At 41.3% G+C, this 24,099-nt stretch carries 15 protein-coding genes; 2 read left to right on the top strand and 13 right to left on the bottom strand.

Annotated features, from left to right (window positions below):
* Window positions 1-515: 515 nt before the first annotated feature.
* The 8 genes from ENH88_RS15185 to ENH88_RS15220 all read right to left on the bottom strand — a co-directional run bounded on the left by ENH88_RS15185 (window position 516) and on the right by ENH88_RS15220 (window position 11,171).
* Window positions 516-1,490 (bottom strand): transposase, encoded by a 975-nt coding sequence (locus ENH88_RS15185; protein WP_304183436.1) that lies wholly within the window; start codon window positions 1,488-1,490, stop codon window positions 516-518.
* A gap of 163 nt (window positions 1,491-1,653) precedes the next feature.
* Window positions 1,654-2,229 carry a DUF7010 family protein gene (locus ENH88_RS15190; protein ID WP_304183437.1) on the bottom strand — a complete coding sequence of 192 codons (576 nt, stop codon included), beginning with the start codon at window positions 2,227-2,229 and terminating at the stop codon, window positions 1,654-1,656.
* Between the two features lie 321 nt (window positions 2,230-2,550).
* Complete coding sequence (locus ENH88_RS15195) at window positions 2,551-3,015, bottom strand: GNAT family N-acetyltransferase (RefSeq protein WP_304183438.1); 465 nt, start codon at window positions 3,013-3,015, stop codon at window positions 2,551-2,553.
* 124 nt (window positions 3,016-3,139) lie between these two features.
* Window positions 3,140-3,934 (bottom strand): LytR/AlgR family response regulator transcription factor, encoded by a 795-nt coding sequence (locus ENH88_RS15200; RefSeq protein WP_304183439.1) that lies wholly within the window; start codon window positions 3,932-3,934, stop codon window positions 3,140-3,142.
* The gene (locus ENH88_RS15205; protein WP_304183440.1) at window positions 3,931-4,986 is read right to left on the bottom strand and encodes a sensor histidine kinase; all 1,056 of its coding nucleotides are present in this window, start codon (window positions 4,984-4,986) and stop codon (window positions 3,931-3,933) included. The genes ENH88_RS15200 and ENH88_RS15205 overlap by 4 nt, the downstream gene beginning before the upstream one ends.
* A gap of 56 nt (window positions 4,987-5,042) precedes the next feature.
* Complete coding sequence (locus ENH88_RS15210; protein WP_304183441.1) at window positions 5,043-7,565, bottom strand: glycoside hydrolase family 3 protein; 2,523 nt, start codon at window positions 7,563-7,565, stop codon at window positions 5,043-5,045.
* A gap of 50 nt (window positions 7,566-7,615) precedes the next feature.
* A complete protein-coding gene (locus ENH88_RS15215) occupies window positions 7,616-8,392 on the bottom strand; it encodes a family 16 glycosylhydrolase (protein WP_304183444.1) in 777 nt (258 codons plus the stop codon).
* A 76-nt stretch (window positions 8,393-8,468) separates the two neighbouring features.
* A complete protein-coding gene (locus ENH88_RS15220; RefSeq protein ID WP_304183446.1) occupies window positions 8,469-11,171 on the bottom strand; it encodes a TonB-dependent receptor in 2,703 nt (900 codons plus the stop codon).
* Window positions 11,172-11,659: 488 nt separating this feature from the next.
* On the opposite strand from ENH88_RS15220, the gene ENH88_RS15225 reads away from it, so the two are divergent.
* Window positions 11,660-12,217 carry a TMEM165/GDT1 family protein gene (locus ENH88_RS15225; RefSeq protein WP_304183448.1) on the top strand — a complete coding sequence of 186 codons (558 nt, stop codon included), beginning with the start codon at window positions 11,660-11,662 and terminating at the stop codon, window positions 12,215-12,217.
* On the opposite strand, the gene ENH88_RS15230 is transcribed toward ENH88_RS15225, so the two are convergent.
* The 4 genes from ENH88_RS15230 to ENH88_RS15245 all read right to left on the bottom strand — a co-directional run bounded on the left by ENH88_RS15230 (window position 12,214) and on the right by ENH88_RS15245 (window position 16,598).
* A complete protein-coding gene (locus ENH88_RS15230; protein ID WP_304183451.1) occupies window positions 12,214-13,428 on the bottom strand; it encodes a PepSY-associated TM helix domain-containing protein in 1,215 nt (404 codons plus the stop codon). The two genes, ENH88_RS15225 and ENH88_RS15230, sit on opposite strands and share 4 nt — an antisense overlap.
* Window positions 13,429-13,445: 17 nt before the next feature.
* Window positions 13,446-15,593: a TonB-dependent siderophore receptor gene (locus ENH88_RS15235; RefSeq protein WP_304183452.1), complete on the bottom strand. Its 2,148-nt coding sequence runs from the start codon at window positions 15,591-15,593 to the stop codon at window positions 13,446-13,448.
* Between the two features lie 117 nt (window positions 15,594-15,710).
* Window positions 15,711-15,971, bottom strand: a complete 261-nt coding sequence (locus ENH88_RS15240) for a hypothetical protein (RefSeq protein ID WP_304183454.1) — start codon at window positions 15,969-15,971, stop codon at window positions 15,711-15,713.
* 72 nt (window positions 15,972-16,043) lie between these two features.
* Window positions 16,044-16,598, bottom strand: coding sequence for an isochorismatase family protein (locus ENH88_RS15245; RefSeq protein WP_304183456.1), 555 nt, complete (start codon window positions 16,596-16,598; stop codon window positions 16,044-16,046).
* A 290-nt stretch (window positions 16,599-16,888) separates the two neighbouring features.
* Here ENH88_RS15245 and ENH88_RS15250 point away from each other — a divergent pair, with 290 nt between their 5' ends.
* Complete coding sequence (locus ENH88_RS15250; RefSeq protein WP_304183459.1) at window positions 16,889-21,430, top strand: EAL domain-containing protein; 4,542 nt, start codon at window positions 16,889-16,891, stop codon at window positions 21,428-21,430.
* On the opposite strand, the gene ENH88_RS15255 is transcribed toward ENH88_RS15250, so the two are convergent.
* The coding region (locus ENH88_RS15255; protein WP_304183461.1) for a hybrid sensor histidine kinase/response regulator at window positions 21,416-24,099 on the bottom strand (2,684 nt) is incomplete at its 5' end. The genes ENH88_RS15250 and ENH88_RS15255 overlap by 15 nt on opposite strands.

Below are 24,099 nucleotides of genomic sequence, written 5' to 3' on the forward strand. Positions count from 1 at the left end.
CGCGGGTAAAGTGCGTGGTGAGTTTTAACCAGTTTTCAGGGCAGATGTTGACTCGCTCTAAAAGCGGTAAATATGCGTCTTCAATGTGGCCGCATTTGTCTTCTCGCAAACAACGCCCAGTGAGCTCTACTAATTCAAAATATATTGACACCCATCAAATTCAAAATATATTGACACCCATCATAAGTATTTTTTAAAATAAAACAATCAACGCATTTTGTGGGAGTGGCTGCAAGTGTTCAAAGCATCTTAAAATAGCCACTTTATTCACTTGAGGGATCCTCCATCCTGAATTACACGCATTAAATATATTGACACCCATCATTAAATATATTGACACCCATCATAAGTATTTTTTAAAACAAAACAATCAACGCATTTTGTGGGAGTGGCTGCAAGTGTTCAAAGCATCTTAAAATAGCCACTTTATTCACCTGAGGGCTCCTCCATCCTGAATTACACGCATGGGAGAGCTTGCCTTAGGTAATATTTGAGGTTGAAGTGGAGTGTTAAAACTATGCCAGTAGTTTTTCGCAGTTACTTAGGTTGCTACGTCGTTTTCTGTTTAAATTTTCGCAGTAACTTGCGTGTGATGAGGGCCTGCCGACTGCGCCATGAAATACGCGGGTAAAGTGCGTGGTGAGTTTTAACCAGTTTTCAGGGCAGATGTTGACTCGCTCTAAAAGCGGTAAATATGCGTCTTCAATGTGGCCGCATTTGTCTTCTCGCAAACAACGCCCAGTGAGCTCTACTAATTCAAGGTAAGATTTTAGCTCAAACGGTAATCCTTTGGCCATATGTTGTCTGGGCACCCCTGAAAAGCGCAGTAGTTGTTTTGGTTGCTTGCCTTCGGTTGCGCTTGCAATGCGTTTTTGTACGCTGGTGTGGGATGATTCTTCTGGAGTATTCGCCATTTTAGCTCTGATTGGGTTTAAGTCAACATAAGCCATGCATGCGGCTATGGCGGCTTCATCTAAAAGTGCGTGTGACTTGAATCTACCTTCCCAGAATCGCCCAGTACATCCATCTTCTTTATTCGCTTTGCGAGCGATGTCTTCATTTAATTGTCGCATAAACCAGCTGATGCTACTTAAACGTGTGCGGTATTCGTTAATGGTTTCATTTAAAAAGAACTGCTCGGCATCATTGAGTTGCTCCCCTTGGATATATTTGTTTGTAAGCACGGTGCCCCTACATAACTTATGCCAGCGCAGAATAATTGCTTTATCGTTAAGGCGTGCGGCTTTTTTATCATCAACGTACAGCACTAAATGCGTGTGATTACTCATTACCGCATAGGCACACACGTCAATACAAAACACCTTGGCTAGACTGAGCAGCTTGTCTTCAACCCACCCTCTTCGATGCTCAAAGGACTGGCCTGTAAATTGGTCTTCACCACACAAAAAGGCACGGCGTACACAGCGGGAAATGCAATGGTAATAAGGTGTACCAACTAAACTTATTTGACGCTTTCTTGCAATTGCCATATATCACCCTGTTTGTTTTCCATACTAATTTAAACGTAGTAAATAATGTCAAAAAAGCAAACTTTACGATGGGTGTCTTCTTTGTCTTTTTCGAGGAACACATAACGACCAGCTAACAAAAGCTGATATTAGTCAACTTTGTACATGTATGGTTGGTAACACTTTAAACAGAGGCGCTGCTTAAAGCGTCCTGATGACTTAATTTATTATATGCTATCGGCCTCGTTAGCATTAGCCAAATACTTAAACTATACACAAGCACAATTGCAAGCCCGATTGCAAAAAGGCGTGACTCAGGGAATATAAACCATGCTAACAAAACTAACGCTGTACGTAATAACGCATGAATTAATCCTAATGGGTGCTGAATAATCCACGAGTACACAATCCAATGTAACCCTAAACCAATACCCACACTTAGCGGTAAAAATTCTGGTGCATATAAGAACAAAGGTATATGTAGGGCCCACAATAGGTTTACCATTAAAACAGAAAGCCCCATAAGCTTGGCTAACGGATTATTTGAGGAGAAGACCTGTTCTTTGGTAATTTTTGATATTAATAAAGCTATCGGAAAAATAGTACCTGAGCCAAAGAGTAGAACGAGCAAGCCTACCCTTTCAGAAACCTGAGTTGAAACAATAGCGAGCGTCAGCCAATATAACGCGCCAGCAATAGGCATCGATAAAGATCTTTTTGCCGAGTGTTCAAAATCTTTTCTGCATTCTTCCAATGTCATTTCCACACCCTAACTAATTGGTTTTTAATAACAATTAAACAGTACGCGAAGCGCTAATATTGCTGCTCGTGTCATGCTAACTTTGATACTTTATATAGTTTTAGCAAATTATTTAAGAGATTGCTAATACTTAGTTTTTATAGCCTCTGTACAATATAGAGTAGATAAAACGACATACCAAGGTCTGCTTGCGCTGGGAATTAAGTTAATTTTAGCGGCTAATCTAGCCATAAATTTATTCGCTGTCGGGCTAGCATCAAACTCGGGGATTTGAGCATCAGCAGCTAACACGTCAGTGCTTTTCCAATCATGGAAAAAATATTATCTTTCAAGCAAGACTAAAGTCATAAAACGGCTGTGCGGATCTTCAAGATAGTCTGAAAAAGGCCCGCAATAACTAAAGCCAAACTTCTCATAGAGGTTTCGGGCTGGTTCAAAAAATGCTTGTGAACCAGTTTCTAAGCTTACTTTTTGATAACCTTGCTCGGTTGCAAAGTTCAGCGCATGTTGAAGGAGCTTAGTCGCGACGCCTGATTTTCGGGCAGCGCTGCTAGTACGCATTGATTTCAATTCAAGATGCGCGGGGCTGAGTTTTTTAACAGCCAAGCAGCCTTGCAAATTACCATCCAGCCAACCACTAAAAAAGGTAATATCTGGCGATTTTAAGCTATCCACATCCAGCGCATGCACACTCTCGGGCGGTGATGTCGCATACATATCTGCTAAGTGCTCTTCTAACAGCTTAATAACGTCACCAGACGATAAATCGTCTACATTAATTTCCATAAATTCAGTATTCCTATTTTTTTCATTACACAATACACTTAGATTTAGTCATAATAAACATGTAGTTAAACGATAAATCAATAGCCAGCCACTTTTAGCTTGAAAAACCCTCTAGTTTAACGAGTTAGTGTTTGAACAAACTCTTTAAATTTTTACTATACGTACGGCTGACTTTGAGTGTTTTGCCACTTTGTAATACTGCCGTGTATTCAGAGTTTCGAAGTGGGTTAAGCTGCTTTATATGGCTTAAATTAACAATCGTTGATTTATGTATGCGCAGAAAATCATCTGGTAAGGTGTTTTTCTCAAGCTCTTTTAAACGCGCTCGCATTACATGTGTTTCTGCTGGTGTATGAACACACATATAATCACCTGCGGCATCAATCCATAAAATATCTTTGAATGGTATGATTTGAATAGGATTTTTGGCATCTTGAATGACTAAATTCTCATGCTCAAATTTATATTCTGAATGAGTAGGAATAGCGACTTCACTTGCTAAATCATCAGATAACGCTTGCTGGACTGCAATTAGCTCATTTTTCCTATGGAACTTTTCCATTTTGGTAACTCTATCAATGGCTTCTGATAAACGAGCTAACTTAACCGGTTTAAGTAAATAATCCAGCGCCCTCACTTCAAATGCTTTTACTGCATGTTGATGAAAGGCGGTGACAAAAATAACCGCTGGGCAATTCTCTGGTTGAAAATATTTTATTAATTCAAAACCTGATTTAGTTGGCATTTCTATATCTAGAAAAACTAAATCAACGTCATTATTATTGAGCAGTTTAATTGCTTCGTCAACACTGGCAGCGCTACCAATCACATTAATTTCAGGAAAGGCTTCTAGGCGAATGCGTAAGCCTTCAATTGCGCTATATTCATCATCAACCAGTAAGGTGTTTAATTGGATCATTGTTGCAAACCATTAATAGGAAGAGAAATACAAAACCACGCACCGCCAGTTTTGACATTGCCTTTTTCAATGCGGTGGCTGTTACCATACATTAATTTTAAGCGTTGCTCACAATTAGCCAAACCGATACCTCTTTTGGTTTTTTTATTTTCATCAAAGCCTTTGCCAGTATCTGCAACCTTAATAAGCAATGCAGTTCTGGTTTTTTCAATAGCAATGGTGATCACCATTTTTTGCTCTGCACGCATACCGTGTTTTAAGGCATTTTCGACTAAGGGCTGGATCAATAAAGACGGGATCAACAAGTCATTACACGACTCTGCAACACTGATATTAACCTCTAGCTTGTCGGCAAATCGACACTGCTCAATATCTAAATAAGTGCGTAAAATAGCAATTTCTTCTTTAACGGATACTTTTTCAAGCGGATCTGTGTATAAACTGTGGCGCAATAAGTCACATAGTTTTTCCAGCATAGTGACTGCTTGCAGGCTTTCTTTTTTCAAAATTAACGTACATATTGCATTGATACTATTAAACATAAAATGCGGGTTAAGCTGATAGCGCAGCATTTTTAGTTGTGATTCTTTGGCTAAATGAGTGGCTTCTGCAGCCTTTTGCGTCTGCTCGAGATTATCTAAATAAATTTTAGTTCCGTAGTAAAAGGCCGTCCACGTTGACAGCATGGTTAAGGATGCAGACGTCCATGTACCAAAGTCAAACCACGACATTGGCAGCCACCAATTGCCATATAGCCACTGCAGTGTGATCCATTTAATTTGCGTCCAAAGTAGTGTTGCTACCACTAAAAAAATAATGTGTAGCGTCACTTTGACTTTTACGCTTTGAACACGAGCGAGTCCATACACTTTTCTTAACAATAAAGTTATTAAAAAACCAAATGTTGCATCAATAATTAAATGAGGCACATGGATAGTCCACGGCTCTTCACTTGGCATTTTAATCATTAATTCGGTTAGCATTGCGTAAACAATCCAACCGCAGCTTTGGAATAACCAGAACAGCTGACTTCTAGGGTTATTGGTATTCACATTGTTAAATCCAATTTTATAGGCAGTGTTAGGGTGCTAAACTGCCTATAGCATCTCTAATTTGGGCAACTTAATGACAATGAATCATTATCTGGCTTTAGAGTCAATGCAATATCCGCAACGGCTAAACTTAAACTGTTACTAGTAATACGTATTGCATCGCTTGTTTGCTGTTCAGCAAGCTTGTTACCAGCACAATTTAAGGGAATAGCTAAAGTATGCCAGTTTTTATCTGCCATTAGTTTTTCAAACGATGTGAAATCAAGCTCTGTTAAACAGTTGTCTTTATTACACATGATTTGTAATTTAGAGCCAAGGGCTGGTGCTTTATCTATACGCATTTTTAACTCAAGGTAAGCTGTATTAAATTTGCTATCTAGCGACTCTGGCTTAAGGTAACTCAGGCTTACAGCACCTTGTGCTCGCCAATTAAACTGTCTTGCATCTTCTTGATAAGATAAGTTTACTGACTGCATAACTAAACTCTGTTTATCGCCACTGGTGGCAGACGAACCTGTAGAGGTAACTTTGGCGGTTGTTGCATCTGCCAGTTGCCAGGTCAGGTTTTTCGCTAAGCTGCGCACAAATAGCGGATGCAAATCACTTTTACGACTTTGTTTAGGGCTGGTCTTTTCACTAAGCGCGGGCACATTTACGCTGTCCTGATACGTTAAGCCATAGCCATAAGGGAATAACGGATCGTAATCAGCATCCTTTACGTTTAAGGTAAATTGATCATCATATTTCGGCCATGAAAAGCTCAACTTGCCGGTGAAATCAAACTGAGTTTTACCTTCGCTATTCGTCAACAATACATCCGCAACGCCTTGCCCTTCAGAGCCTGGCAGCCAAGCGGCCACAAATGCATCGGACGCGTTTAATTCTTTATTAACCCACAGTGGCCGGCCACTTAAAAAGACGGTTACGACGGGAATATTATCGGCCTTAAGCTTATTTAATAGCGCCAGATCATGTTTAGTGTCATGCTGGTATTCGAGCAATTCTATGTCACCGAACCATTCTGCGTAAGGCTGTTCACCAATTACAACAATGGCTACATCGGGCTTACTAGTATATTCACCAGATTCGCTCAAGGTAATTTCGCCACCTGCTTTTGTCACTTGCGATTGCAGACCTGAAAAAATGGACGTGGCATTGGGGAAGTCGCTATTGGTATTGTCTGTGCCTTGCCAAGAGACGCTCCAGCCACCCGCTTGCATATTGATGGCATTTGCCCCTTTACCGGCAACTAAAATACGGCTAGTTGCTTTTATTGGCAGCACGTTTTCGTTGTTTTTTAATAAAACCAATGACTTTCTAACGGCTTCTCTTGCCAAAGCGCGATGCTCAGTGGCGCCTAACCACTGTGGGTGTTGTGATTCAGGACGCGCTGACGGTTTACCCTTCGAAAAAACGCCCCAGCGGATTTTAGCTCTTAAAAAGCGCCTTACTGCATCGTTTATTCTCGATTCTGTGATTATACCGGCTTTCACTTGCTTAACAGTATTATGATAAAACGCTTCAAAATGCTCTGGCACCATGATCACATCAACACCTGCGTTAATCGCCTGCGCGCATTGTTCAAGGTCGCAGCCTTCAACAAACTTGTGAGCATTCCAATCACTGACCACAAAACCATCAAAGCCAAGCTGATTTTTCAGTACCTCTGTTAATAAGTATTTATCGCCATGCACACGCTTACCATTCCAACTATTAAACGACGCCATAACTGACTGTACGCCTTCATTAATTGCAGAAAAATAACCAACGCTGTGAATGTCTCTTAAGCCTTGTTCATCAATAATAGTATTACCGCGATCAATGCCTCGCTCAGTACCACCATCGCCGACAAAATGCTTTGCAGTAGCAATACGATGAGTGCCTTTTAAGAAATCATCACCGAGAGTGCCTTGAATACCCGTAACCATTTCGCCTGCATAGTGTTTAACCAGGTCTGGGTCTTCTGAATAACTTTCATAGGTTCTGCCCCAGCGATCATCCCTAACAACGGCAACTGTGGGGGCAAAACTCCATTCAATACCCGTGGCAGAGACTTCTTTTGCCGTTGCTTGTCCGATGCGTTTAATTAAATTGGCATCGCGCGCTGCACCCAGTCCGATATTGTGAGGAAATAACGTAGCGCCATACACGTTACTATGCCCGTGCATCGCATCGGTGCCCCAAATTGTCGGGATCGCAATCCCATCAAGGGTTGAGTCCATTGACGCTTGATACATTTCATCAGCGTATTTTAGCCAAGTTGCTTGGTTGGCGCGCTTATCACCATATGGGGCTGTATTACCACCATTTAGGTATGAGCCAAAACCATATTTTTGCATTTGTGCAACGCTTAAATAGCCAATTTCAGGCTGGATCATTTGCGCCACTTTTTGCTCTATGGTCATTTTTGCGAGTAGTTGGTCAATCTGCGCTTCAACAGCTGGGTCGCGCTTAAGCTTGTTGTTTACATACGGCCAGTTGACTTGCTCACTCATTGCACTAAATGATGATTGACAAGTAAGCGCGGCAACAACGGGCAATAAACACAGTGCTAATTTAGAATATTTGATTTGAGACATTAAAAACCTTCGAGTTTAAATTCTATTTGATAAATGCGAACTGATTAATTTCATTGTGGAATGTATTCAATAAAATCATAGTACGCCCACGACGGGCTGCCATAATATTGGCCTGGAAAGTAATAAGCTTCGGTTGAGTTATCGCCATGCCACTGGTTGATCATAATTTTTGTATTATCTATAGGCCAAGCATAAGCAGGAATTTCATTTTCAGCTAAAATACCATCACCATTGTCTTTGTAGAGCACTCTTAATGTTTGCTCGTTTCCTTGTGAGTCATACAAATACCAGCGAATTGCGGTATTGGACCAATCAAAGCCGATGGTTAATAAGTCTTCTCTGTAATCAAGCCCATACTGACTGAGATCAATGTCTTTTTCCCAGCTTTGATAAGTGCCTCCTTGCGGCTGGTAAATCACATTAGTATGAACCACATTGCCAAGTGATGGTAACAGTTCGATATCAATCTCTTGCCACGCACGCCCAGGTGAGTCCCACCACGATGTGTAAGTAAAAATAGAAGACACAGTTCCCGCTATATTGCCCGACTTAAGGCTACCTTGTACCTTACCAAAACTATAAAAGTTGTTACTTTGCAGCTCTGCACATGAGCCTTGCGCCAATGAGAGAGTCACGCCATGCTCACTTGGGTTGATCATTGCGGGGCTAAATGCACAACCAAAAGGCGCGCCATTGTCGCCACTTCGCGCAGTCCAAATGGTATTGTCGTAGCCCCAAGAGAAATTATCCTTAAAATAATTTGCATATGTACAAGGTGAGATAAATACAATGCCCGCCACTAAGGTGTTAATAAGCGTTGTTTTCATGATTGATCCTTATTTGAAGTGTACGCCTGCCACAGTGACATATTCACTGTGGAAGGCATCATTTTGTTGAGGTTATCTAAAATGAAAAACCCGCTCTAACACCGTAATACCTTGGCATGCCAAAGCTGCCTTTTGGCACGCCTTTACTGGTATTATTCCAATATTGAATCGTTTCATCAGAGGCATTATTTACAAATACTTCTGCGTACCAGTTTTGTCCTTGCGGCTCATACTTGATTGACGCGTTATACACTGCAAAGGCATCACGGCTATCATCAATATATTGTGTCGCTTCGTCAGACACGGCAAAGTTCATGTCATCTAAGTGTTTATCAACATTCCACACCGTTGAGTACGACTCATCTTTCCAACTGGCATTAAGCCAACTATGAATAAAACCATATTCACCAAGGTTGAATGTATGTGTGTAGCTTATGTTTGCCGTGTACTTAGGCGTCATTGCTAAGTTGTTACCTTTAAGGTTGGTTGCTAGCAATGTATTTTCAGGATCTTTTGATTCCTCATAAGAAATATCAAACAGGTACTCAGCGTCGTAATCCCATTTAGTGTGCCAATCTTCAGTCACCTTTGCATCGGTCCACGTTACATAACCGGTGATACGGCCATTTGGGTATGGCTTCCAATCAAACTCAAGCTCAATCCCTTTTATTGTCGAACTTGGTACATTTTGTGTGTAATAAGCAATTACAGGTTTATTTTGATAATCAAGTACTGGCTGGCCATTGCCATCTAAAATCGGCGTGCCGTTATCATCTTCTACAACCGATAACCGCTCAACGTTACCAATTGAGCCAACAGAGGCGTATTGCATGTCGGTATAATCGGTGTAGAAAAACGCCGCTTTTAAGTTTAAAGAGTTATCAAAAAAGCTGGATTTAGCACCTATTTCCCAAGTGAGTACTTCTTCTGGAGCAAATTTAGTTTCAAAGCGTGTTACATCACCGGTTCTGTCATTAACCACTTCATATACATCACCAATTCCTCCCGCTTTAAAACCGCTGGCAAGGTAGGTATAAACCATGGTTTCGGCTGAAATGTCATAATCTAAACCAATACGGAAATCATGATGCTGCCAACTCCCTTTGTTGTCGTTTTCAAAGTACGACGCATAAATAGAAGGATCTTCATAATAATCAGCAGGTAGATTATTAAGGTCGGTTCTATTTAACCAACCTACGGCGCAGCCATCGGCATTAGAGCAGCGGTACGTTCTACCACCTTTATCTTGTTTGGTTTCGTCACTAAAACGATAGCCAAAGGTAGCGTGTAATTTATCGGTTAATTTATACGTGCCTTGTCCAAACAACGCAAAGGCGTCGGTAGAACGATCGGGTTGGTCCCAAAAGGCTTTATCATCCATCGGGTTATCGTAGTAACCTAAGGTCGTGGTTTTTTCGTGGAAATAGTTAGCACCAACAATCCAGATAAAGTCGCCATATTCATCTGACTGTAATTGCAGCTCAGTTGAAAAAGATTCAGCACCGGTGCCATCTAAAAAGTAGGTTGCGCCATCCCAAGGATCAAGCCCAACTTCGCTATCTTGTGCAGACGATCTTTGCATATCTTCATAGCCAAGCAGCCACACCAGTGAATATTGATCATTTATATTATAGTTAAGGGTGTTTCTCAGATAAGTGATATCTAAATTCAGCTCGCCCGGTACATTAACAACCGCTTGATAGGTATTGTCACTGGGTAAAAAATTAGAGCAATCGCCACCCAATTCAGCTGAGCGTCCGCGTATTTTGTCGCAGTTCACTAAATCAAGGTTGTTATTGCTGTCGTTAACATACCTTTGAAAAACCGTATGGTTTGAAAAGCTGCCATCTAACGGTTCCCAAAGAGTACTAATTCTGAATGAGTACTCGTTGGCATTATTGTAAAAATCGCTTTTATCAGCCGGTGTTAATTGCCGTACTTTTTGCGCCTCGGGATCTGTTCCTGCACCATCGATCCACCAGTTTTCGCGCTGTGTGACGGTTTGTCCGATACCTTGATAAGAGTCTTCAGAAATCACTGGCGCATTGAGTATCTCATCACTTAATCGTCTTGAGTCATATTGGTTCGGGTCATAGTAACCTTCTAGATACGAGTCCCGTTTTAGGCCCTTACCAGAAAATCGCACCGCAAATTCTTCATTGATTGGTATGTTGATCATCGCATCAATATTTTTACTATTAAAATTTCCCGCTTCAATGTTTAAGTTACCATATAAATGAGTGAATTCAGGCTTTGCTGAAATAACATTAATACTGCCCACCGTGGAGTTTCGGCCAAACAAGGTGCCTTGCGGGCCCCTTAGTGCTTCAACGCGATCAATGTCATACATTAGAGCAAGCGCGCCTTGCATTCTTGGCGAATAAATACCATCAAGATGGACGCCAACCGCAGGATCACCAAGCTCAGTAATATTGGTAGAGCGTACCCCACGCATAGAAATAACCGGCGCAGATTGATCGGTTGCGGTTGAAATATCTAAACCTGGCACTAGGTTAGCAATATCTTTAACACTGTTAACGCCATTTTGTCTTAGATCTGCTTCTGTTAATGCGGTAATGGCAACCGGTGTTTCCATTAGCTTGGTTTTACGTTTGGTTGCAGTGACTGAGATAACTTCTAAAGAGGTACTTTGTGCTTGCGCAGATTTGCTTTCATTCGCATTTGTTGAATTATTAGTAGCTGCTTGTTGGGCATGTAATGGCAATGAGCAAGCCAATGCTACGGCGATTGATAATGCTTTTTTATTTATTGTGTGCATGTGCGACCTTTTTGATGTGTGTGTAAGCGTTAAATTTTGTTACTTTTATTTAACAGTCTCACAGTATCCATAGGGTCTTTTTTGATTACTAGTCAAATACGCTAAAGCGAGTTAGATATAATACAAGCCGAAATCAAACATTGATCAATAAACAAACTGCTCTAATAAATTGCCTGCTCACAGCGCTATTGCTGTCAATTATGTCATGCTCCCCCTTGATACGGTCACATTTCAATTTAATGCACCAGCCCATGCTTGTACCTTTACTCTAAAACTAAATTATGGCAAAGTGCGCGCTTCTCGGGGGAGTAGCCTGCTTGACCGCTTTTTTATTCGCGGCAAGTAAACTTATCAACATAATTGCACCGCATGTGCATGGTAAGTTTGTAATGTAGCAAGCATTATCGGCAAGACCTGGGTAAACACTATCCTCATGGCGGGAGATAGGCGTTTACCTTGGTTTAATGTTCCCGCCTTATAGAAGTAAAATGGATACATTTATCACATCAACCGTCACCGTTACCCTAGCTGAAATAGGCGATAAAACCCAGCTTTTATCCTTGTTACTGGCTGCCCGCTTTGCTAATAAAACCGCACTTATTTTAGGTATTTTGGTCGCAACACTCATTAATCATGGCTTATCTGCGTGGTTGGGAAATTATTTAGCGGGAAGCGTCAACGCTGCTTATTTACCTTGGCTTGTTAACGGCTGTTTTATTGCTGTTGGTTTATGGCTTTTGATCCCCGATAAGGATGAAGAAGTAAGCAATAAATACGATCAATACGGGGCATTTTTAGTTGCCTTAGTGCTGTTTTTTATCGCTGAAATTGGCGATAAAACCCAAATAGCCACGGTGTTACTTAGTGCGCAATATCAATCAGTATTATGGGTCACTATAGGTACTACGGTGGGTATGCTGCTTGCCAATGTGCCGGTTATTTATGCGGGTAATGCGTTATTACAACGGATCCCACTGGCAAAAGTAAGAATGCTGGCTGCAATCGTATTTGTTGCACTTGGTTGCTATGGCTTAGCGACAAGTTAATTATTTACCTGCGAGATACCAAGCACTGGCGAATACACTGTAGGCGGTGCTTGGCGAACACTAAACGTTTGTACAGTCAGCAGGAGTGAATAACCTATTAGCAGCATGCTGACAACCCCGATAACACCAAACCACTTTAATAATGACGGTTGCTTGCGTTTTACTCTTAACCAATTCATATATAACCCAGCCATACAGATACAGGTCATCAAAAAGCCAAATAACGCCCAAATTAATTTAGTACCTAGCCCTGCAAAGTTACCAAAATGCAAGGGATCCGCGGTATCTTTAATGCGCGCTAGAAATGGTAGATCTGCGGCCTTTTGGACTGCAAGCACCTGTGCTGAAGCCGCATCTAAGTACACTTTATTGGCTCGTAAGCGCACTAAAATGTCATTGTTATCACCTAATACCACAACCGGTTTATTGGCTTTGGTTGGGTATTGTATGGCGCGAATAAGCAAGCTTGGAAATGCCTGCTGTGCAGCGCCGATCATCGTACTGGTAGCGAGTGGTTGTTCGGCATTACTTTGTAATTGTGCAACGGTTGCCGGAGGTGTTACATAGTGAGCAATTTTGGCAGTTTGTAAGCCATGCTCGACTAAGTACCAAACGCCAGTAATGGCCATTACCACAATAAACCAGTAGCTCCAAAGCCCCAGTAATTTATGCCAATCAGCCCAGCTGCTGCGATTTGTTGTTTGTAATTGCCGTGGCTTTTTTAAAAAATGTCGCCACCATTGACGATATACGATTGGACTAGTAAACACTAAAATAACTAATAAAATAGCCAAACTAGTGACAATCAGCTTACCTGTCCAGCCCATTGATAGATTCATGTGCCAGTTACGTAAAAAGCGCGATACTCGCCCCCACTGGCCTTCGCCAAGCCACTGACCAGTTGCTCCATCAACATACACAAACAAAAACTGCTGCTGCCACTTAAGCGACACTTCAGTTGCTAAGTAAGGTTGCTGATGGCGCATTATGCTAATCACTTGGCCGCCAGGATAACGCTGAGCAAGCGTATTCTCAATTGCAACAAAGTCAGTGCTGGAAGTATGCGTAAGCGCACGAAATTGAGTATCCGACAGATACTCAATTTCGTGGCTCAAGGTTGCCAAGGTGCCAGATAAACAGGTTATCAGTAGCAAAATGCCAACAAAGAGCCCTGCCCAAGCATGTAAGTTAAACCACTGCTTTGCTTTCATAGCGCGCAATAATCAGCTTAAAATGTATATTTGGCCGACAAATACACACGGCGCGGCTCGCCGGGGAAGTGCCCAGCACGGGTGATAAAACCGCTTGATGCATATTCTTTATCAAACACATTTTTCACTGATAGCTGCCAAACCCACTGCTGATATTCGGTTTTCCATGCCATGTTATACACAGTATACGGCTGCACTTTATAACCATCTAAACTGACTTGTTCATCAACATAATCAAGACCCGCCGCGATTGACGAATGCAATTGCGGCAACTCATAACGAGTCCATAAACCCGCCGTATTTTGTGGCGCATTGGCGAATTTATCGCTGCCACTTGCTTGCGCTGAAAACTTTTCACTTTGCTCAACAATACGCGTGTCGTTATAGGCATAGCTTGCTGTGATCACTAAACGTTCGCTAACATCGCCAACAATTTCCAATTCAAAGCCACGGCTATCAACCTCGCCTAACGCTTCCATTTGGTCAATGCCGGTGTCTGATAACTCAGTGCTGGCTTGTAAAATATTGTTACGAATGATCCGATACGTTGCCATATTCACAGCTAATGAGTCATCCAACAACTTAGTACGTAAACCAAGCTCGGCGATATTACTGTGCTCAGGTTTAAACGGCCCACCCACCTCTGGGTTTTGGTTACTGGCTGATTGTGGCATAAAGCCGGTGCCATACAGCGCATACGGGAAAAAGGTGTCGTTTAAGTTATAACTGGTACCAATACGATACGTTACATCGCTGTCGGAAAACTCAGTGTTATTAAGTACATCGGTATCTTCAAAGCGGTCGTAGCGCAGGCCAAAAGTGACATTCCAGTTATCGGTTACATCAACTTGGTCTTGTGCATACAAGCCAACTCGTGTTGACTCGGTAGTTGATAAACGTGGTGTCACGTTTGCTAAATCATAATCATCTTTTGCGGTAAGCCCGTATTCAGGGTTTAAAATTGAGATCCCCGGTACTGGGCCGCCTTTACTAGCTTGCTGCGCCGTTCTATATGCTGAGTCAAACTCATGCTGATACCAATCTACACCCACCAGCATGACATGTTGCATGGCAGCCAGCTCTGTCTCGGCAATCAAATTAGCAGTGAAACTCAGCCCAGTATTTTCGCGTTGTTGATCGCGAAACTCGCGTTCGCTCCAATCCAAAACGCCATCACCGTCGGTATCGCTTAACCCGCGTGGTTCATGGTAGTTTTGATTCGCCTCATTATTAAAATAACGCGCGGTTACATCAGTGCGAAATACGTCATTAAATTGGTGCTGAAAACTGGCTTGAAACACATCTGCTAGTACGGTTTGGTAATCCGTTGCTTCATTATGGTTCCAGCTAATGTCAGCAATAAAATGACCATTCTCATCCACTGGCACGCCACGTAATCGAGCGCCCCCTAACTCTTGATCAATATGGGTATATTGCAATACTAGGTTGGTGTCGTCTGTAAAATCAAAACGATAGCCTAAATCAATAATGGTGTTGTCTTCACTGGTGTTTTCACGAAATGGCTTATCTGAGTCTTTATAAATGCCGACTCGATAAGCTTGAGTTTGTTCATCGTTTACGCTCCCCGTGGATTCAACGGCGGCGCTAAAAAAGTCATCATTGCCCACTTCAAGTGCCAGTGTGGTGTTGCTGTTATAGCTTGGCTTTTTGGTCATGTAGTTAATAATGCCACCAGGATTACCACTGCCATATACCGCACCACTGGGGCCTTTTAATACTGCAACTTGATCAATATTAAATAATTGCGGTACTGCAAAACCACTAAATGGGTCACCTTTTACGCCATCATACAAAATTTCGTCTTGGCGAAAACCACGAAACGTAACACCTGAATAACTGAAACCATTCACACCCGCAATGTTGCTATATAAGTCGGTCACCTGACGTGCAGCCTGATCGCTAATTAATGCTTGTGGAATAATCTGAATTGACTGTGGAATTTTTTCAAGCGGGGTATCCGTACGAGTGCCAAACGTTGACTCAGTTGGACGGTACATAGAGAAGGCTCGTCCCACCACTGAGATGGTTTCTATGTCTTTTTCTGCAACGGCCGCAGGCTGTTGTTGTTCGGTTGCAGTCTGGGCTGTTACAACGGGAGTAACGAATATGCTAGTTAGCGCAAGTGAAATTAAAGAGTGTTTCATTGATATTTATACAGCAATCAAAATAATTTAACAGCATGATAATGAAAACTACTATCATTTACAATACTAAAAAGTCATTACTCTTATCCTAGCATTTCAGCCTTATTATTTACTTTGTTAAGTTATTTTTTTAGGCTCAGTCGCAAACCACATGATATAGCTGCAACTCTTACACGATAACAGCGATGCGCTGCCATTTGCCCAATCCAAATTGAGGAAAGTCAAACCAGCCGTATTTAATTGCGCAGTGCCTAATTCAAAGTGACTACCACCACAATGTATACACTTAGCTTTAACACCTTTGAGCTGATATTCATCAGCATTTACGGCGTTCATTGCGCCTTTAAGACCTTTGCCTAACTTAGAAATAAATGACATTTAACTCCTCCTTGGAATTATTAATATAAAAATTGATGGTTAATGAACTGTAAAGAATGAAATAGAATAAAATCATTTCACTATTTCTAAAACAGATTTAAATAGCGTAGTATTCGCCACTTCGGTCCATTGAAAAATCACACTTTCAGCGCAACTGATCACAGCCCCAGCTTGCCTAAGTTGAACGATAGCTAAGTCTCGATGAAGATCATTACGCGAACTCACGCCATCGGCGATTAACACTACTTGATACCCGTTTGCTAGTAAATCTAAGCATGTTTGCAGCACACACACATGCGCTTCCATTCCCACCACTATGATTTGCGGGCGCTCATAGGTCGCAACCTGTTCTAAAAATCCCGCCTCTTTACAGGCACTAAAGTGCGTCTTATCAAAATAGCTAGCCTGTTTAAATTGCTGCTGTAATTGCAGATCCGTCTCTCCAAGACCTTGTTTATACTGCTGAGTAATAAGGGTAGGCACAGCCAGTAACTCTGCTGCTTTAGCTAATTGCAAAGTGATCTGCTTTATCTGTTCATAGTGCTGCATAACCGGTTGTAATTTGGCTTGAATATCGATGACTAACAATAGGCTTTGCGCCGCCTGTGCGTTAAATGAATGTAACAATTTAAACATCCTGAAAAATAAACATAATAAGCAGCATAATGCATTTGTGATAACCAAGTCACCTTATGGCAGATAATTCATCGTATCAATAGCACGTAATAAATTAATAAGCCTAAATGGCAAGCTTGCTTTACCAGCAATACCTTGGCTGAATCACTTTTAATGCCAATGGAAGTTCGCATCTTAAGGTGACTTGGGGAGATATGGCTAATTCTTTAATTGAACTACAAATTGTTATGCTATATTTACTAACGACTAACGTTTTTTACTTAAGTGGAGCAATAACATAAGTGCAGTTGAGCAAGGTTTATTTCATCTTAGTTAGCATCATTCTCAGTTTGTGCAGTATAGCCGCGAGTGCTCAAAATTATGCTCAGCAATTACAGCGAATCTCGACTGATGAAGGACTATCACAAGGTCATGTCAGTAGCACCTTGCAAGATAAACTGGGGTTTATTTGGATCGCCACCCTGCAGGGCTTAAACCGTTTTGATGGCTATCAAGTAAAAACCTTTGCCGGTCAATACAATCTCGATCAATTGATGATTATTGCTTTATTTGAAACAAGTAGCGGCGCTATATTCGTCTCTACAGAGTACTCTGGTGCTTTTCTTATCGACCCTGTCACACTTGAAGTGGAAAAAATTTACGCCGGCAAATTAAATGCCGAAGATAGTCATTTCTCCCCTATTTTAGCCATTACTGAATACCAGCAACATTTTTATTATGCAATTAATGAGCATGTGTATACCTTTGATATTAAAAACAATACCTTTACCCATGAGTTCTCAATCAACAAAAATGATCAAATCGTACGGGCACTCACCGTTCATGACAATTTTTTATATATTGCTACAAGCGATGGTTTGTATGCTAAATCGCTTATTGATGAGCATATAACTAAAATTCCCTTAGTCGCTAAAGATAAGCTCACAGAAGATAAAAACAATACCAAATTTTTAACTGTCGATCCGCAACTAGGCTTGTTAGTTGGCACCGTTGAAGGGCTATATTCCATCCCATTTGATGATAACAACATACTCAACTTTGATACTGTTGAAGCAATATTCCCTGAGCATAACATCTGGGACTACGTTAACACCGCCTATGGGGAGTTTATAGTCACTGAAAATGGTTTATATCAGTACCATCGTGACACAGGTAAAAGCGAGTTTTTATTACGTTTTGACCAAAGTAAGTTTCATATGACAGATAACACGATTATCGACGTAATGGTCGATAAAACAGGGCTTATGTGGTTAGCATCACGCTCGCAAGGGGTATTCACGTGGTCAAGCTTGGCAAGGCGCTTTGGTAATCTGCAAATTACTTCCGCAGGCAAGCTACATAGCAATATTATTCTTGCTATTCATCAGGATGAGAACAGTATTTGGTTAGGAACTGAAAATGGCTTAGCAAAAATAGCCAATGATGGCACAACCACTAACACCTTTATGACAACCGATGATAGTAAAGCGTTTTATGGTCAATTTGGGGTGTTCGGCATTGCCCCTGCTGATCTAAATGAACCAGGCCGTTACTTATGGTTACTGCTATTCGACAATCTGGCTTTATTTGATACCCACACAGAACAACAAATGCCTTTGCCAATGGACGAAGCCACTCAGGAAATTTTTCAACAAGGTCCAGCCTATGGTCATCATCAGATTGGCAATGACACCTTTGCATTTTTTAACAATAATAACTACTTTCTGTACGATGGTCGCACGGGTCACACGCGAATTATCAAAGGCCTAAAAGAGCAACTAGATCCGCTAAATGCACATATATTTTTAAAACCGTTAGCGAGTCACCCCGATGACTACTTACTCAGCGTTTCAGGGGCTTTATATCGCTATAATGAAGAAACCCAATTGCTTACCCTCGTTTACGCTGTCGAAAAATATAACCCACTGAGTTACGTAACGGTGGAAGATTGGGTGCTTGATTACAACAACACCCTTTGGTTAGCCTCAAACCAAGAAGGACTGATTGGCATTGATGCTAACAGCTACGAAGTAAAATACCGGGTTAATATTCAAACGGGTTTAAAAGCCAAGGCGTTGGTTGCTCTGCAAATAGACCAATTTGGCTTTTTATGGATGAGCAGTAATAACGGACTCTATCGGCTTGATTTAAGTTCGATGCAAGTGCATGCATACACAGTAAAAGATGGTCTTACCGTCAATGAATTTAATTTTGACTCGCACCTGCAATTAGCAGACGGCCGGTTAGCATTTGGCAGCACCCGTGGCATGCTCACTTTCGCACCGCAAGATTTTTTATCTGTGCCAGACGATCGCCACAGCGCAACAACAGCGATCACTGATATTACGTTGTTTTCAAGGGCACTCAATTACCACCCTCAGCAATACGCAACACAAACATTACAACTTACCGATGAAGACATGGGATTAGAAGTTAGCTTTTCTAACTTTGATTTTCAAAATATCGATAAAACGCGCTACAAAGTGTCGTTGGATGGACCTAGTTCACTAAGTTATGACAAATATACAAGCAATAAACTATTTTTCACAAAACTCCCCCCAGGTAACTACACACTATCCATTGCAGCTTACAATATTGATAGTGCAGGCTTAGGAGAAACACAAACCCTTAATTTTAAAGTGGCCTATGCCCCATGGCGCTCACCACTGGCCATAAGTTTGTATACAGTCATTCTTTTTGCAGTGTTATTTTTCGTTTTTTGGCAGTACCGCGCTCGCCAAGCTGTGATAAAGCATGCTCATGATGAAATACTGCAATCACAGCAACAAACAGAGCTTGCTTTAAATAGTAGTAAAAGCGGCGTCTGGGAAGTCGATATTGCCGCACAGTGGATCAGCCAACAACGTTTAAAACAAGAACTAGGCTATAACACAAGATGGCCGCAAAAACTAAACTTTGCCGCCTACTTTGCACTTATTCACCCTGATGATAAGCGCCAATTTAGCAATGATTGGCAAGCATTTTTAAATCAAAGCAGCCATGATCAATGGCAAATAACTTACCGCCTCAAGCATGCCCAAGGGCATTGGCTATGGTATCAAGATATTGGCAAAGTAATCGAGACCGATGCACAAGGTTTACCATTAAAAGTGACCGGCATCTACACTAATATAACCGAGCAACGTGCCACCGCACAGCAGGCTGCCGTGCTCGGTGAAGCATTCAGCCAAATCAACGATTGGCTGCTGATTTTAGATTCTCAACTGCTACCGTTTTCGGTCAACAACAGTTTTGCCGAGGCCTTTTCTATTAACACTGGCACTGCAAAACTTGAGTTAAAACACTTTTTAACGGCAATGGGTAAAAAGCAATATCTTGATTTTGTTAGTATATTAAAATCATTATCGCCAAAACAAAACTGGTCTGGGGATGCGTATATCAAGACCAAAATAAACCCATCGCACCCAATCCACATTAGTATAACCGCCGTAGCAAAAGACAGTGATGTAGTGAACTATTACGTGGTGGTAATTGCTGATCTAACCGAGCAAAAACGTGCTGAAAATGAGCTTCGCTATCTGGCCAACTACGATCCATTAACTAAACTACCTAATCGCTCATTAATGTACCAAAAAATATCCCACGCAATTAAAGATGCCGATAATCGTGCCACCCTTGTTGCTTTACTTTTCATTGATTTAGATAAATTTAAACCCGTTAATGACTCATTTGGCCACGCGGTAGGCGATCAACTATTATGCGATATTACCTATCGCATGAATAATATGCTTGATAAAAATGCCATTGTCGGGCGACAAAGCGGTGACGAATTTTTATTATTGATTAAAAACTTAGACTCGCCACAAAGTTTAAGTAACTTAGTACGCAACCTCATCGCAGAACTGGCAAAACGCGTGGTGATCAACGATTTCTCCATCAATATATCCGCCAGCATCGGCGTAGCACTTTATCCGTTTGATGCCGATACCACTGATGAACTGATTCGTAATGCTGATATAGCCATGATGCATGCGAAGCAATCTGGTCGCAACGGCTTTAAGTTTTTCACTGAGCAAATGAATAATCAGATCACGCAAAAGTTACTACTTGAAAATGCCTTAAAAGATGCATACAAAGACGATTTGTTTTTTAATAATTACCAACCAATCGTTAATAGTAAAAGCAAAAAAATAAATGGCGTAGAGCTGCTTATGCGCTGGCAGCACCAAGCAGAGTTGATATCACCGGCGGTGTTTATCCCAATTGCCGAAGAAACGGGTTTAATCGATGTGCTCACCGAGCAAGCGCTTACCCGTGCACTTGAAGATCTCGCACCATTATTTCGTGCCAATTCCCGCTTCTATTTATCGCTTAACCTCTCACCGGCGCATATTTTAAAATCGAATTTAACACAGCGATTATTGTTGATCTTAGATCAACATAATATGAAACCAAGCCAATTACGGTTAGAGATCACCGAAAACACCTTGCTTGATGACAAAAACAAAGCCGCTAAACAATTACACGCACTCAGAAGTGCTGGCTTTAAATTATTACTGGATGATTTTGGCACAGGCTATTCATCGTTAACCTATTTGAGCCAATTTCCAATTGATGTAATTAAGATAGATCAAAGCTTTGTACGTAATATAGGACAAGGCAGTAGTAATGAATCCATTATTAGAACAATTCACACCTTAGCTGAAAACCTGGGTTTATACTGCATTGCTGAAGGGGTAGAAACAATTGCACAGATACACTTTTTAAATCGTATCGGCTGTGATGATTTGCAAGGTTATTATTTTGCTAAGCCAACCACAGCCGACAAGCTACTAAACGACGCCTATATTGAAACCGTACATAAGCAATTAGGGACGGTTTAATTTGTCCTCAGCGCCGTTTAATTTTAGCAGCGCTGCCCATTTGTTAAGGCAACGATACAGTTGAGTACGCTCAACTGGCTTGGCAATAAAATCATTCATACCGACTTCAAGGCAACGCTTTTTATCATCTGAAAATGCATTAGCCGTGATCGCGATAATGATCACAGGACCAAACTTATCACTGTGTTTACGAATGTGTGCAGTGCATTGATAGCCATCCATGACTGGCATTTGGCAGTCCATCAAGATGATATCGGCATTGTTGTTCTGCAAGCTCAGCAGAGCTTTTTCACCATCGCTGGCAATTTCAAGTTCGCAGTGCGTCTCAGTCAGCATTTTTGATATAACAATTTGGTTTATCTGATTATCTTCAACTAACAGCACTTTTAGCCCTGATAGATCAGGTAACACTACCTGCGTATCATCAACCGTTACATGCTCTGCAACTGTCACTGGCAGTATAATGGTAAAGCAGCTACCAACATCTTTTTCACTGTCTAATATGAGTTTGCCATTCATCAATTGCACAATCCGTTTGCAGATCACTAACCCTAACCCCGTGCCACCATATTCTCGGGTAGTCGAAATGTCGGCTTGTGTAAATTCATTAAACAAGATGCTTTGTTGCGGCTTTGAAATACCAATCCCGGTGTCTTTAATGATCACCGACAAATTGCCATTTGCGTAATCTACTTGCATGGTAATTTTACCCGCTTTGGTAAACTTACCAGCATTACTCAATAAATTAGTGATAACCTGACTTAATCGAAGCGAGTCTAGGTACACAGCTTCAGGCACTGATGCTGTCATGGTAAACTCAAACGCAACCTCTGGACGTACGCCAGTATCGGTAAACACATGTGCTATTTGGCCAAATAACTGCCGTATTGGCACGGTCTGAATATCGAGTTTCAGTGCCCCTGCTTCAATTTTAGAAAAATCTAAAATATCGTTTAAAATCAACAATAAATTATTAGCGCTTTGTTGGATCATTTGCAACTGCTCGCGATATTCTGGTTTTACCTCAGTTGCATTAAGTAAAATATCAGTCAGCCCCATAATACCGTTTAGTGGGGTGCGAATTTCATGACTCATATTGGCTAAAAACTGAGATTTAGCTTGGCTGGCTTGATTTGCAACCGCGACGGCTTTGATCAGTTCATCGGTTTTTTCATTTACTTGGTATTCTAATTGCGCATTAAAGTGCTTCAAGCGTTGATTGAGCGTTTCATTTTCAGTATTTACTTGTTCTAAATCTTTAAAATTGCTTATTAATTTAAACGCTAAGGTTGCAAATTGTTGCTGTAATCTAAACACTTCCAACCAAGCGTTATGCTTCGTGTCTAGGTAACCTACATTCGCTTTAGGATCAAAAGCATCAATTTGTTCCGCCAACTCTTCAATCGGACGCACTAACCAGCGGCTCAATTGAGTAATAAATACACTGATCAAAATAATGACCAGCACAATCAATAACAGTGACTGTCCCCAAGCGCTAGCTGCCACTAGATTGGCATACTTACGTTTTAATAAACTGGCCACATACCAGCCCTGCTGCTGAGATAAATACACCTTTACATAGTATTGTTCACCATCGATGGCGGTGGTCATAATAGCCTGTTTGTTGCCTTGCAGTTGCGTAAACTCTTCCTCAGAAAGTTGCGCTAACACCTCATAATGAGATGCTAAGGTACTGAACACCACTTGTTTTTTAGCATCCAGAACAATTAACTCGCCTTGTTTATCAAATATCGAGGGGCGAAACTGCTGGAACGACCCCAATGTTAATGAGCCCTCCACCACGCCCTGAAAACGCTCGTTGCTATACACAGGTGCAGCAACCCCGACAATCGGCAGATTACCAAAACCGCGGCCGCGAAAAATATTAGAAATATACCCACTTGGCGAGTCTTTGCCTTTAATATAGTAATCGCGATCTGCCACCGACAGACTGTTACCTTTTAAACTTTCTTGTAAACTAAGCGGATTAAATACGCGTGCAATGGCGTGCTCATCCGTCACAATAGAGGTAAGAAAACTAGGGTAAAGGGTCATTAAATGATCCAGCGCAACCTCTTTAGCAACCCCCTGCTCAATCGCTTTTGCTGTTAATACAATGCCACGACGATAATCATTTAAAAACTGGTCAATTTTAGCGGCAATACCTGCTGATTTTTCAGATAATTGTGCTTTAACTTCATATTCAATACGGGCGTAGTGGTTGTTGGTCAATACAATGGAAGTGAGTAGAACGACTAAAATGATAAGGATACTAACGATATAATTTAGGATTTGATACAGTGAATAAGCGCGTTTTTGCCACGCTTGATGAATAAAGAAAAAACTAAGTAAGTCAATAATACATAAGATAATTGCAGCATTTAATAGGTACTTAACTAGCGCTGTAACAATGGCCAACCAAGGCAGGGCAATAATAAAATAACCAATCGCAGCTAGGATAGGAATACCAATCAGCAGCCAATAAATAATGCCGCGCACAAACAATAATCGCGCTTTTTTATAGCTAAAGTAATAAAGCCAAATCACTTCGCCAACAAACACCAGAGACGGCCAACAATGCCCCCAGCGGTAAAAAATAAACATGGCACTTATGCTGCAGGCAATAAGCGCGTAACGCAGGCCAAATAATAATAAACAAACTAAAACAA

It is taken from the genome of Pseudoalteromonas prydzensis (genome assembly GCF_011050055.1).
Taxonomy (GTDB): Bacteria; Pseudomonadota; Gammaproteobacteria; order Enterobacterales; family Alteromonadaceae; genus Pseudoalteromonas; species Pseudoalteromonas prydzensis_A.